This is a genomic window from Streptomyces sp. CA-210063, assembly GCF_024612015.1.
Lineage (GTDB): Bacteria > Actinomycetota > Actinomycetes > Streptomycetales > Streptomycetaceae > Streptomyces.
The window spans coordinates 1,250,819-1,263,332 of sequence record NZ_CP102512.1 but is presented as its reverse complement, the minus strand read 5'-3'; the positions used below and the strand labels follow the sequence as shown (position 1 = coordinate 1,263,332).

The window sequence follows — 12,514 nt, the reverse complement described above, 5'->3', positions numbered from 1 at the left end:
GCCGCAGTGCTGCACCACCACGTCATCGGCCCGCCCGAAGCGCCGCCGCTGATCCTCGGCCCGTCCCTGGGCACCTCCAAGGCGCTCTGGGAGCCTTGCCTGCCGTTCCTGACCCGCGGTTTCCGGGTACTGCGTTTCGACCTGCCCGAACACGGCGGCTCCAAGACCGGCCTCCTGCGCGACCCCGGACCTGGCAGCACGACGATCGACGACCTCGCCTCGCTGGTACTCACCGTCGCCGACCACCACGGCTGGGACCGGTTCCACTACGCGGGCATCTCCCTGGGCGGTGCCATCGGAGCGCACCTGGCGGTCCACCGGCCCGAACGCGTCGCGTCCTTGGCCATGGTCTGCTCCTCCGCGCACTTCGGCACTGCGGGGCCCTGGCATGAGCGCGCCGCCCTGGTGAGGTCCGAAGGAACCGCCCCCCCTGCTCCGAACCAGCCCGGGCCGCTGGTTTGCCTCGCCGGCAACCGCCGACACCCCCTTCGGCCGCTGACTGCTCCGCAACCTTGCCGATGCCGACCCGGTCGGGTACGCGGCGTGCTGCGACGCCCTGGCCACGTACGACGTGCGCGGGGCCCTGAGGAGTATCTCCATCCCCACGCTCGTCGTCGGAGGTGGCCACGCCCGTCGCGCACGCCCAGGAGCTCGTGGCGGGCATCGCTCACGCCGCCCTGGAGGTCCTCGACACCGCCCATCTCGCGGCCGAGGACCCCCGAGCTCTATGGACGGTGCTCCAGGCTCGTCTGAACGGGGCCCACGCCGAGGACGCTCAACGGGTTCCGCCGCTCGACTGAACCGTTCAACCCGGGTACTGGGTCTCTGATGGGGAAGAGTCGCCCTCAAGAGATCCGATGTATGGATTTGGCTCGACGCTTGAGTGATCTATCGTGCTCAACGCACTTCCAGGAACCTCCTGCATACTTCCCTTTTTTGGGCGAATCTCGTCCTGCCTATAGACGCAGCCCCCGTCGTGCTCCTATAAATCCATCCGATGTCTTCTTGAGGGCAACGCGGGACACGGCCGCCATGCCGGTGCTCCGCTCCTGACGCCCTGCCCTTCCCCCTGACACATGGAGCCGCACCGTGTCCTCTGCCTCCCTCAGCAGACGCTCTCTGATGAAGGCCGCCGCCCTTGCCGGAGGAGTGGCGGCCTTCGGGCTGCCGCAGGCCCTGTGGCCCTCCGCCGCCGAGGCGTACACCGTCCCCTCGAAGATGGACTGGTGGTACCAGGCCCGGTTCGGGATGTTCATCCACTTCGGGTCCTACTCCTACCTGGGCCACGGCGAGTGGGCGTTCTACAGCGAGAACTGGGCCAAGGCCGACTACCAGAACCAGGTCAGCGCGCACTTCAACCCGACCTCTTTCAACGCCGCGACCATCGCAGAGCTGGCCAAGAACGCCGGCATGAAGTACCTGGTGATCACCGCCAAGCACCACGAGGGCTACGCGATGTGGGACTCCGACGTGGCGAGCTTCACCGACACCACGGGCACCAAGCAGTACAACCTGCGCGACTACGGCGGCTACCAGCCCGACCTGCTCGCGCAGTTGAAGACGGAATGCGAGAGCCGGGGCGTCAAGTTCGGGCTGTACTACTCGATCATGGACTGGAACCACTCCTCCCAGACCGCCAACCACAGCACCGTCTTCTCCACGATGGCCTCGCAGGCCGCTCGCACCGCCTACATCACCGACATGAAGGCCCAGTTGCAGGAGCTGCTGGACCGCTACGACCCGGCCGTGCTGTGGTTCGACGGCGACTGGTGCGGCAACCCGGCCACCCCCACGCTCAACGACTGGTGGATCAAGTCGGACGGCCAGGACCTGTACAACTGGCTGATCAGCCGCAAGCCCGGACTCGTCGTGAACGAGCGGGTCAAGCGCGACCTCGGTCTCGGCGACTTCGCCTGCCCGGAGGAGAAGGTCCCCCCGGCACCTATGGACCGGCCCTGGGAAACCTGCGTCACGATGAACGGCGCCTGGGGTTACAACCAGTCGAAGGAAAGCTCCTACCGGTCCGTCCGGGATCTCCTGAGGGAGTACGTCACGGTCGTCTCCCGCGACGGCAACTACCTGCTCAACGTCGGCCCCAAGGGCGACGGCACGCTCACCTCGGGCACCGTGAACGTCCTCAAGGGCTTCGCCGCCTGGATGGACACCTACAGCGACAGCGTCTACGGCACCAAGGGCAGCCCCTTCGCCGCCGAGCCGTCCTGGGGCAAGGTCACCATGAAGGACGGCAAGCTGTTCGCCCACGTCTTCAACTGGCCCACGGACGGCGTCCTGCGGATCCCCGAGGTCCACAACACCATCAACCGCGTCTACCTGCTGAACGCCCCGTCCACCTCGCTCTCCTACACCGTCAGCGGCGGCACCATCAACGTCACCGTGCCGGCCACCGCGCCCAACGCCGACGTCTCGGTGGTCTGCGTCGAGGTCAGCGGCATGCCCGCGGTCCTGCCGGAGGGTGTCTACCGGATGGTGTCCGCCAACAGCGGCAAGGCATTGGACAACGGCAACGTCACCACGCAGGGCAGCTCGGTCATCCAGTACACCCAGAACGGCGGCACTCCCCAGCAGTGGAGGCTCACCTACACGGGGCACGGCCACTACAAGCTGGTGTGTGTCCGCAGCGGCAAGGCCCTGGACAACGGCAACGTCGCCACCGAGGGCAGCGCGGTCATCCAGTACACCTCCAACACCGGAACTCCGCAGCAGTGGGCCATCTCCTCGCTGGGTGGCGGACGGTACAAGCTCGTCAACCGCCGCAGCGGCAAGGCTCTGGACAACGGCAATGTCACCACCGAGGGCAGCGCGGTGATCCAGTACACCTCCAACAGCGGCACTCCTCAGCAGTGGAGCATGACCAAGATCGGCTGACCGCCGGGTGCCGGTCCGTCGGCACAACCACCGGTTCCGAATGGAGAGTTCCGTCCGGACCGGCCGCGCCGACGGCGCAACATCACACCTGAGTGGTTCATCTCGAGCGGCGGCGCTGAGCAGCGCCGCCGCACTCGGCGCCCCGGCGGCTCACCCGCCAACGCACTTGCCTCATGCGGCGAACCCGCGGCACGACCGGCACCGCCCCGCAGTTCCCGCCGCGCACCGTCCGGAAAGACGCCGAGCCCGGCGGGTGGCATCCCCTGCCACCCGCCGGGCGTCGATCTGTCCGCCGACGGGCCGCTACGCGCCCTCGATCACGACGATGTCCAGGACGCGCGGCCCGTGCACGCCTTCCACACGGTCCAGTTCGATGTCGCTGGTGGCCGAGGGGCCGGAGATGAGCGTCAGCGGCCGGTACGGGTCCAGGAGGCTCAGCGCCTCGGGCACGTCGGGGGCTATCTGGCTCGCCCGGACCACGCAGATGTGCTGGTCCGGCAGCAGGGTCAGGGCCCTGCGCCCCTGGCCGGGGCCGTGGTCGAGGGTCACGGTGCCGGTGACGGCGATGGCGGTGGCAACGGTGGTGATCACGGCGTCCGCCGCGTCGAGTTGCTCCACCGTCAGCGGTGGGATGTCCTGCAGCCGTGACCAGGGCCCGTCGGGGACGAGGTCCTCGGGGAGACCCGGCGGCAGGATCACCGACCGCGCTCCGGTGCGTGCCAGCGCGCGCTCGGCGGCGGCCGCGGCACCGGCCGGCGGCACACGGACCACCGTGGCGCGGTACTCGGCGGCGCGCTCGGTGAACAGCGCAACGATGTCCGGCTCCGCATGGTCGGTGCGATGACCGTGCGGGACCGGTATGTTGTCGGGGCTCTCGGAGCCCGGGACATCTCCCAGAGCTGTCCTGACTGCGCTGAGGACTGTCTCGCGGTCGCTCATCGTGGTCCCTTCCCTTCCGCTGTCCTACGGCCTTCGTCTCGGGTCGTCGTCTTCGTCCGGCGCCACCAGGCGCGCAGTGATTCCTGGGCCGGCGCGGGCGTGTCCCGGGTGGCGGACCAGCGGGCGAACGGACCCGGCAGGAAGCCGATCCGGCCGTCGCGGGCCACCACGCGGGCCCCGAGGGCGGCGAGCCGCTGGGCCGCCGCCAGCCTCCGCGGGGACGACAGGACCGCGCCGGCGGCCTTCATAGCCAGCGCCTCGGTGGTGGGCAGCAGCCGGTCGCGGCGCTTGGCTTCCACGGCCTCGGCGCGGAGATGGACCAGCACTTCGGGGATGTTGATCTTCACGGGGCAGGCGTCGTAGCAGGCGCCGCACAGGGTCGAGGCGAAGGGCAGCGAGGCGGCGTTCTCGATGCCGACGAGCTGTGGGGTGAGGATGGCGCCGATCGGCCCGGGGGAGACGGAGCCGTAGGCGTGGCCGCCGGTGCGCTCGTACACCGGGCAGACGTTCAGGCAGGCCGAGCAGCGGATGCAGTTCAGCGCCTGGCGGCCCACCTCGTCGGCCAGGGTCGCGGTACGGCCGTTGTCGAGGAGCACGAGGTGGAAGTCCTGGGGACCGTCGACCTCGGTGACACCGGTCCACAGAGAGGTGTACGGGTTCATGCGCTCGCCGGTGGAGGAGCGGGGCAGAAGCTGGAGGAAGACGTCCAGGTCGGCGAAGGACGGCAGGACCTTCTCGATGCCCATGACCGTGATCAGCGTCTCTGGCAGGGTCAGGCACATGCGTCCGTTACCCTCCGACTCCACGACCGCGATCGTGCCGGTGTCGGCGGCCGCGAAGTTGGCGCCGGAGACGGCGACCTTGGCACGGAGGAACTTCTCCCGCAGATGGAGCCGGGCCGCTTCGGCCAGGTCGCGCGGGTCGTCGGTGAGTCCCTCGGGGGCCGCTCTGCCCCACTCGCCCATCTCTCTGCGGAAGATCTCCCGGATCTCGGAGCGGCCCCGGTGGATGGCCGGTACGAGGATGTGTGAGGGGCGGTCGCCGCCCAACTGCACGATGAGTTCGGCGAGATCGGTCTCGTAGGCGCGGATGCCGGCTTCGGCGAGCGCCTCGTTGAGGCCGATCTCCTGGGTCGCCATCGACTTGACCTTGACGACCTCGCTCTCGCCGGTGGCCTTCACCAGATACGTGACGATGCGGTTGGCCTCGGCGGCGTCCGCCGCCCAGTGCACGGTGCCGCCGGCGGCGGTCACCGTTGTTTCCAGCCGCAGGAGATGGTGGTCGAGGTGGCGCAGGGTGTGGCGTTTGATCGTGGCGGCCTTCTCCCGCAGATCCTCCCAGTCCTCCAGTTCGGCGGCGACGGCCAGCCGCTTGTCGCGGATGGTGCCAGTCGCCCTGCGCAGGTTCGCCCGCATCCGGGTATCGGCGAGCGCCGTGCGCGCCGCCTTGGGAAAGGCCGGTGTGCCCAGCCATACGACGTTGTCGGCACCGCTCACAGCGTGTCCCCTTCCGTGGAGGCCAGGATCTCGGCCAGGTGCAGTGTCCCGACGCCGGTACGGAGCCGGGACAGGCCGCCGCCGATGTGCATCAGGCAGGAGTTGTCGCCGGCGCAGAGGAACTCGGCGCCGGTGTCCAGGACATGGCGCATCTTGTCGACCAGCATGGCGTTGGAGACGTCCGCGTTCTTCAGCGCGAAGGTGCCGCCGAAGCCGCAGCAGGAGTCGGCGGCGGGCAGTTCGACGAGGTCGATGCCCTTCACCGCGCGCAGCAGCCTGAGCGGGCGGTCGCCGACGCGCAGCATGCGCAGTGAGTGGCAGGTCGGGTGGTAGGTGACCCGGTGCGGGAAGTACGCGCCGACGTCGGTGACGCCGAGGACGTCGACGAGGAGTTCCGACAGCTCGTACACCGTCGGCACCACCCGCTCGACCGCCTCGGTGAGGCCGACGTCCCCGTACCGGGCGGCCACGGCACGGTGGTGGTCGCGCACCATGCCCGCGCAGGAGCCGGAGGGAGCGACGACGGCGTCGTAGCCGGCGAAGACGTCGGCGAAGCGGCGCACCATGGGCAGGGTCTCGGGGCGGTAGCCGGTGTTGAAGTGCATCTGGCCGCAGCAGGTCTGGTCCTGCGGGAACTCGACGGTGTGGCCGAGGCGTTCCAGCAGTGCGGTCACCGCCCGGCCGGTGCTCGGGAACATGGTGTCGTTGAAACAGGTGATGAAGAGAGCTATGCGCATGGGGCTTCCTGGTGCGGGCCCGGGGATCCGGTCATGGTCAGGCCGTAGGTCCGCCCGGCGGTGCCGGTGAAGACCTGGTGGCGTTCTGCGGCGTCGAGCCGGGCCGTCAACTTGCGGGCGATAGTCACCACTTCGGCGTAGTCGGCGGCGAGCCGGCAGACTAGTCGTGCACGACGTCCAACAGCTCGCCCATCCGCGCTTGCCAGGCGATGTTGACCGGTAGCCTCTCGAGTTCGGCGATCATCGCTGGGTAGCCGTCGACCTCAAGGACGTGAAACAGGTCGGTGCCTCCCCCACTCTCGGCTCCGCTCGCGCGGGGCCCCCACCGCCACATGGTCCACTCGCTCACGCCGGCGGCGCGAAGGGCGGCAGTCAGCTCCGGGGGCACCTCGAGGTGTGCCGCCTCGTACTCCTCGACGCCGTCGGCACGAACCCTGGTGTGCAGGGCGATCCTCATGACGGTTCCTTCGAGGGCGTGGCTACGGGGACGGGGGTGCCGTTGGCCAGCAGCTCTTCGGCGCGCAGGTCCTCCCATACCGCGTCCGGGATCGTGCGCCGCAACTGCTCCACGGTGTCGCGTACCTCTTCGGGAGTACGGGCGCCGGTCAGGACGCTCGCGACCGCCGGGTGGCCGAAGGGGAAGCGCAGGGCGGCCGCGCGCAGGGGAACACCGTGGCGCTCTGTCACCGCCAACAGGCGCAGCGCGCGGTCGAGCACCGGCTGGGGCGCCGGGGCGTAGTCGTACGTGGCGCCGGGGCGCGGGTTGGTGAGCAGCCCGGAGTTGAAGACGCCGCCGATGACCACGCTCTGGCCTCGAGCGGCGGCTTCCGGCAGTACCTCGGCGAGGCCGTCGTGGTCCAGCAGGGTGTAGCGGCCGGCCAGCAGCACCACGTCGATGTCGGTCTCTCGCAGGAAGCGGGCGGGCAGCGCGGACTGGTTCATCCCTACGCCGATCGCCCCGATCACGCCTTCGGCGCGGAGCCGTTCCAGGGCGGGGTACGCCTCGCGCAGAGCTTGCTCGGCGTGGTTGTCGGGGTCGTGCAGCAGAGCGATGTCGACCCGGTCGAGACCGAGGCGCTCCAGGCTCGCCTCCAGGGAGCGCAGCACCCCGTCGGCGGTGAAGTCCCAGACGCGACGGTGGGTGGCCGGCACGGCGAAGCCGTGGGCGAGGTCGTCGCCGAATCCGCTCTCCGGGTTCGGTGCGAGCAGTCTGCCCACCTTGGTGGAGACGGTGTAGGTGTCCCGGGGGCGGCCGCGCAGCGCGGCGCCCAGCCGCTTCTCCGCCAGGCCGAGTCCGTAGTGGGGTGCGGTGTCGAAGGTGCGGATTCCGGCGTCCCAGGCCGCCTCCACGGTGGCGAGGGCGACCTCGTCGGTTACCGGGTGGTAGAGGTTGCCCATGGCCGCGCAGCCCAGCGCCAGTTGCGTGACCTCCACCGTGCTGCCGCCGAGCGTCGTGGTCCTCACGACCGGGCCGCCGGGCGCAACCGCAGCCCCTGCATGCCGCCGTCCACCGCGAGTGCGGTGCCGGTGACGGAGGCCGAGGCTGGGCTCGCGAGGTAGACGATGGCGGCGGCCACCTCGTCCGCGGTGACGAGACGGCCCATGGGCTGGCGGGAGTTGAGTGCGGCGCGCTCTGCTTCGGGGTCGTCTGCGGCGTCGAGTAGCCGTGTCACCCAAGGGGTGTCGGCAGTGCCGGGGTTGACGCAGTTGACGCGGATGCCCTCGCGGACGTGGTCGGTGGCCATGGCCAGGGTCAACGACAGCACGGCGCCCTTGCTGGCGGAGTACAGGGCGCGCTGCGGCAGTCCCGCGGTGGCCGCTATGGAGCACGTCGTGACGACCGACGCGTGCGCGGACCGCCGCAGGTGAGGCAGGGCAGCCCGGGTGGTGCGCACGACACCCATGACGTTGACGTCCAGGACGCGGTGCCATTGCTCGTCGGGGTTGTCCTCCACAGTGCCCTGGGCGCCGATCCCGGCGTTGTTGACCAGGATGTCCATACCGCCGAGCCCGGTGGCGGCGGCCTCCACGGCGGCGCTTACCGAGGCGTCGTCGCTGACATCGGTCTTGAGGGCGAGCAGCGGACGCGGCACCCCGGAGGGGTCGAGGTCGAGCACGGCCACCGTCGCTCCCCGCTCGACCAGCATCAGCGTGGTGGCCAGCCCGATGCCGGACGCACCTCCGGTAACCACGGCCCTGAGTCCTGACAGATCGGTCATGCCACATCCCCCTGTCCGGAGAATCTGGAGAGTCCGGCGCGGTCGGCGACCCAGAATGTTCCGTCCGGGTAGCGGTACTCGGCGATGGCCTCCGCCCGCATGGACGCGGAGAAGCCGGGCGCGAGCGGGGCGATGTAGTGGCCGTCGTGGATCACCACGGGGGTGGTGAAGTGCTGGTGGAGGTGGTCGACGTACTCGATGACCCGGTTCTCGGTGGTGCCGGACAGCGCCAGGTAGTCGAACATCGACAGGTGCTGCACCAGCTCACACAGCCCCACTCCGCCGGCGTGGGGGCACACCGGCACCCCGAACTTCGCGGCGAGCAGCAGGATGGCCAGGTTCTCGTTGACCCCGCCGACCCGAGCGGCGTCGATCTGGAGGATGTCGATGGCGCCGGCCTGGAGGAACTGTTTGAAGACGACACGGTTCTGCACGTGCTCACCCGTGGCGACCTTCACCGGCGCCACCGCCCGGCGTACGGAGGCGTGCCCGAGGACGTCGTCGGGGCTGGTGGGCTCCTCGATCCAGTACGGGTCGAACTCGGCGAGTGCGTTCGTCCAGTCGATCGCCTCGTCCACGTTCCACCGCTGGTTGGCGTCGATGGCGATGCGGATCCCGTCGCCGACAGCGGCCCGGGCCGTGCTCAGTCGGCGGATGTCGTCGGCCAGGTCGGCGCCGACCTTGAGCTTGATCTGGGTGAAGCCGTCGGCGACGGCCTGCTTGGCCAGCCGGGTGAGCTTGTCGTCGGAGTAGCCGAGCCAGCCCGGGGAGGTGGTGTAGCCGGGGTAGCCGCGCTTCCGCAGGGTCGCCTCGCGCTCGGCGAGGCCGGTCCGGCCCTCGCGCAGGAGGGTGAGGGCCTCCTCGGGGGTGAGGGCGTCGGCGATGTAGCGGAAGTCGACCTGGGAGACCAGCCACTCGGGTTCGGCGTGGGCGAGAAGCTGCCACAGCGGCTTGCCCTCCCGCTTGGCGGCCAGGTCCCACACGGCGTTCACCACGGCGCCGATCGCCATGTGCATCACGCCCTTCTCGGGGCCGAGCCAGCGCAGTTGGCTGTCGCCGATGAGGTCGGCGCTGAGCGAGCCCGGATCGGCGCACAGTTCCTGAACGGAGCGGCCCATCACATGGGGCCGCAATGCGTTGATCGCGGCGACCTGGACGTCGTTGCCGCGTCCGATGGTGAAGGTGAAGCCGTGGCCTTCGAGCCCGTCGCCGGCGTCGGTGCGCAGCACCACGTAGGCGGCGGAGTAGTCGGGGTCCGGGTTCATCGCGTCCGAGCCGTCCAGTTCCCGTGAGGTCGGGAAGCGGACGTCGTAGGTGTCGACCGCGGTGATCCGGGCGGGGGTTGCAGTCAAGGAAGTGCCTTTCACGCTTGGCCGAAGGTCTGACGCTGGCCGCCGAGCCCGTCGACGGACAGTTCGACGGTGTCGCCGGGGTGCAGATACGGGGTGCCGGGCAGGCCGAGGGCCACGCCCGCGGGCGTACCGGTGTTGATCACGTCGCCCGGCTCCAGGACCATGTATCGGCTCAGGTACGACACGATGTGGTCGACCGGGAAGATCATGTCGCTGGTGTGGCCGTCCTGGCGCTTTACGCCGTTGACGCTCAGGTGCAGTCCCAGATCCTGCGGATCGCCGACTTCGTCGGCGGTGACCAGCCAGGGACCGAGGGGATTGAAGGTCTCGCAGGACTTGCCCAGATCCCACTGCGGTGAGTACTCCAGCTGGAACTCGCGCTCCGAGACGTCGTGGCTGACCGCGTAGCCGGCGATCACGGCCCGCGCGGCGGCCGGCCCGTCGAGGTAGCGCGCCCGGCGGCCGATGACGACCGCCAGCTCGACCTCCCAGTCCGTCTTCACAGAGCCACGGGGAACCAGCACCTCGTCGTAGGGGCCCACGACCGTGCCCGGGTCCTTCATGAACACCACCGGCCGCGGCGGGATCGGCGCGCCGGTCTCGGCGGCGTGGTCGCGGTAGTTCAGGCCGACGCAGACGACCTTGCCGGGACGGGTGACGGGTGCTCCGATCCGCAGGCCGTCCACGTCCAGTTCGGGCAGCATGCCCTCCGTGACCGCCGCACGGGCCCGGTCGACACCGTCCCCGGCGAGGAAAGCGCCGTTGATGTCGCTGGCCACAGAGGACAGATCCAGCAGCCTGCCGTCGTCGGTGCGGACAGCGGGCCGTTCCTCGCCGGGCGCGCCGACTCGTAGCAGTTTCACTGGGTAACTCCCTTGCCATGGGTGGTGTGGTTCGTGAGGGGTGATCGGCCATGCCAGCCGCGCCGCCATCAGCGCACCGGGCCGGATTTGCATTGGGCTTCGACGCCCTTGCAGTCATCGGAGGTATGGCCGCACGGTGACTGTAAGCACAGGAAGACCAGCTGGCAATGGAGACATCGGATGTATCTGGTCGTCGTTGGCGGTTCCGTTTCACCTGCATGGTCGATATGTGCTGCTGTGCCCTCAAAAGAGGACTGACTGCGACTCCTTCCTCCGATGAATCCATCGAGTGGTCATGCGGTCGTCTTCCCTGTTGAGAGCGGGGTGTGCCTGGCGAATCTCCTGGTCTCGGCGGGTCAGGCGCCGCGTCGCACGCGTCCTGCCGAGCCACCGCGCGGCGTCCCAAGTGGCTTCGTTGCCGAATTGTGAGCTGTTGCCGTTCTGCGCCCCGAGCCCCCGAGGATGGGTATAAATCCAGGTGAAAAGTGGTGGCGAGGGGTGCCTCAGGGTGCCAGGGCGGACCAGTGGCGTCCCATGAACCGGTGTAGCCCAAATCTACGACCGCGCACTCTTGTCAACGCTGGCAACGCCGTCGTAACGTCCTGGTCGTCCGAGATACATCGGAGGAATGGCCTGCACCTTCCGGTACATGCATTCGACTCGCACAGTGCGGCCGTTAGGCCTCCCCCCCGTCCCTCGGGCTGCCCTCACTCACGCTCCCTTCTGACGTGATCTGCACGTGCCTTGTGCCGGATTAGCAGCGTGCCCGGCCAGCGGCCTCGCCCTCCCCCCCCCGCAGGCGAGTACGCCACCTTCCACCGTCGCCCGGCGGCTCCCCGCCCTGCCTGAAGAGAGAACCCGGTCATGAAGCTCGCTTGCACCCGTTCCACCGCCGCAGCCGTCACCGCCGTCCTCGCGGCGATGTCGCTCGCCACCGCATGCAACCGCGAAGGTTCCGACTCGGTCGGCGCTGGCAGCGACAAGCCGGCCATCGGTATCGACCTGCCGCGTTCCGACTCCGACTTCTGGAACTCCTACGCGCAGTACATCGAGAAGGACATCAAGTCCGACGGCGTCAACGCCCTGCCCCGGAGCAACTCGCAGAACGACGTCACCAAGCTGGTGGCCAACGTCCAGGTGTTCCAGAACACCGGGGCCAAGGCCGTCGTCATGGCCCCCCAGGACACCGGCGCCATCGCCTCCACCCTCGGCACCCTGTCGGCCAAGAAGATCCCGGTGGTCAGTGTCGACACGAGACCCGACTCGGGCGACGTCTACATGGTGGTCCGCGCCGACAACCGGGCGTACGGCACCAAGGCGTGCGAGTACCTCGGCAAGCAGCTGGGCGGCGAGGGCAAGGTCGCCGAGTTTCAGGGGGCCCTGGACTCCATCAACGGACGCGACCGGTCCGAGGCGTTCGCGCAGTGCATGAAGACGAAGTTCCCGAAGATCAAGGTCTTCGAGCTGCCCACCGACTGGAAGGGCGACGTGGCCTCCGCCAAGCTGCAGTCGCTCCTGGCCCAGCACCCGGACCTGAACGGCATCTACATGCAGGCCGGCGGTGTCTTCCTGCAGCCCACCCTGGCGCTGCTGGAACAGAAGAAGCTGCTCAAGCCGGCGGGGGAGGAGGGCCACATCACGATCATCTCCAACGACGGCATCCCGCAGGAGTTCGACGCCATCCGCAAGGGCCAGATCGACGCCACAATCTCCCAGCCTGCAGACCTGTACGCCAAGTACGCCCTCTACTACGCCCAGGCCGCGATCGACGGCAAGACCTTCAAGCCGGGTGCGACCGACCACGACTCCACGATCGTCAAGATCCCGGGCGGTCTGGAGGACCAGCTGCCCGCCCCGCTGGTCACCAAGGACAACGTGGACGACAAGTCCCTGTGGGGCAACAACGTCGGCTGACTGCCGGCAGCTCACACCCACGGTGTGGAGAGACGGGCGATCCCCTCTCCCCACACCGCTTCACACCCGGCGTTGCCCGGCCCCACTCCGCACACGAAGGACGGTATC

12 protein-coding genes and 1 pseudogene are annotated in these 12,514 nt (G+C 69.2%); 4 read left to right on the top strand and 9 right to left on the bottom strand.

The features are described from left to right. Window positions 1-6: 6 nt before the first annotated feature. The 3 genes and pseudogenes from JIX56_RS05510 to JIX56_RS05500 all read left to right on the top strand — a co-directional run. Window positions 7-321, top strand: a pseudogene (locus JIX56_RS05510) (alpha/beta fold hydrolase); the annotation flags it as partial. 299 nt (window positions 322-620) lie between these two features. Further along, window positions 621-800: a hypothetical protein gene (locus JIX56_RS05505; RefSeq protein ID WP_257551547.1), complete on the top strand. Its 180-nt coding sequence runs from the start codon at window positions 621-623 to the stop codon at window positions 798-800. A gap of 289 nt (window positions 801-1,089) precedes the next feature. Continuing rightward, window positions 1,090-2,886 (top strand): alpha-L-fucosidase, encoded by a 1,797-nt coding sequence (locus tag JIX56_RS05500; protein WP_257537637.1) that lies wholly within the window; start codon window positions 1,090-1,092, stop codon window positions 2,884-2,886. 303 nt (window positions 2,887-3,189) lie between these two features. Here the strand turns inward: JIX56_RS05500 and JIX56_RS05495 are convergent, their stop codons facing one another. The 9 genes from JIX56_RS05495 to JIX56_RS05455 are packed head-to-tail and all read right to left on the bottom strand — an operon-like array spanning window position 3,190 to window position 10,492. Further along, window positions 3,190-3,825, bottom strand: a complete 636-nt coding sequence (locus JIX56_RS05495; protein WP_257537636.1) for a LutC/YkgG family protein — start codon at window positions 3,823-3,825, stop codon at window positions 3,190-3,192. Then, complete coding sequence (locus JIX56_RS05490; RefSeq protein ID WP_257537635.1) at window positions 3,822-5,321, bottom strand: LutB/LldF family L-lactate oxidation iron-sulfur protein; 1,500 nt, start codon at window positions 5,319-5,321, stop codon at window positions 3,822-3,824. The genes JIX56_RS05495 and JIX56_RS05490 overlap by 4 nt, the downstream gene beginning before the upstream one ends. Beyond that, window positions 5,318-6,058 carry a (Fe-S)-binding protein gene (locus tag JIX56_RS05485; RefSeq protein ID WP_257537634.1) on the bottom strand — a complete coding sequence of 247 codons (741 nt, stop codon included), beginning with the start codon at window positions 6,056-6,058 and terminating at the stop codon, window positions 5,318-5,320. Before JIX56_RS05485 ends, JIX56_RS05490 begins: the two co-directional genes overlap by 4 nt. Then, the gene (locus JIX56_RS05480) at window positions 6,049-6,186 is read right to left on the bottom strand and encodes a hypothetical protein (protein WP_257537633.1); all 138 of its coding nucleotides are present in this window, start codon (window positions 6,184-6,186) and stop codon (window positions 6,049-6,051) included. Before JIX56_RS05480 ends, JIX56_RS05485 begins: the two co-directional genes overlap by 10 nt. A 32-nt stretch (window positions 6,187-6,218) precedes the next feature. Continuing rightward, window positions 6,219-6,515 carry an L-rhamnose mutarotase gene (locus JIX56_RS05475; RefSeq protein ID WP_257537632.1) on the bottom strand — a complete coding sequence of 99 codons (297 nt, stop codon included), beginning with the start codon at window positions 6,513-6,515 and terminating at the stop codon, window positions 6,219-6,221. Next, window positions 6,512-7,522 carry an aldo/keto reductase gene (locus tag JIX56_RS05470; protein WP_257537631.1) on the bottom strand — a complete coding sequence of 337 codons (1,011 nt, stop codon included), beginning with the start codon at window positions 7,520-7,522 and terminating at the stop codon, window positions 6,512-6,514. The genes JIX56_RS05475 and JIX56_RS05470 overlap by 4 nt, the downstream gene beginning before the upstream one ends. Beyond that, the gene (locus JIX56_RS05465; protein ID WP_257537630.1) at window positions 7,519-8,277 is read right to left on the bottom strand and encodes an SDR family NAD(P)-dependent oxidoreductase; all 759 of its coding nucleotides are present in this window, start codon (window positions 8,275-8,277) and stop codon (window positions 7,519-7,521) included. The genes JIX56_RS05470 and JIX56_RS05465 overlap by 4 nt, the downstream gene beginning before the upstream one ends. Then, entirely contained in the window at window positions 8,274-9,629 is a 1,356-nt protein-coding gene (locus JIX56_RS05460) for an L-fuconate dehydratase (protein ID WP_257537629.1), read from the bottom strand. The genes JIX56_RS05465 and JIX56_RS05460 overlap by 4 nt, the downstream gene beginning before the upstream one ends. A gap of 11 nt (window positions 9,630-9,640) precedes the next feature. Beyond that, on the bottom strand, window positions 9,641-10,492 hold the full coding sequence (locus JIX56_RS05455; RefSeq protein ID WP_257537628.1) for a fumarylacetoacetate hydrolase family protein: 852 nt from the start codon (window positions 10,490-10,492) through the stop codon (window positions 9,641-9,643). A gap of 864 nt (window positions 10,493-11,356) precedes the next feature. Here JIX56_RS05455 and JIX56_RS05450 point away from each other — a divergent pair. Further along, window positions 11,357-12,406 carry a sugar ABC transporter substrate-binding protein gene (locus JIX56_RS05450; protein WP_257537627.1) on the top strand — a complete coding sequence of 350 codons (1,050 nt, stop codon included), beginning with the start codon at window positions 11,357-11,359 and terminating at the stop codon, window positions 12,404-12,406. The last annotated feature ends 108 nt before the right edge of the window (window positions 12,407-12,514 follow it).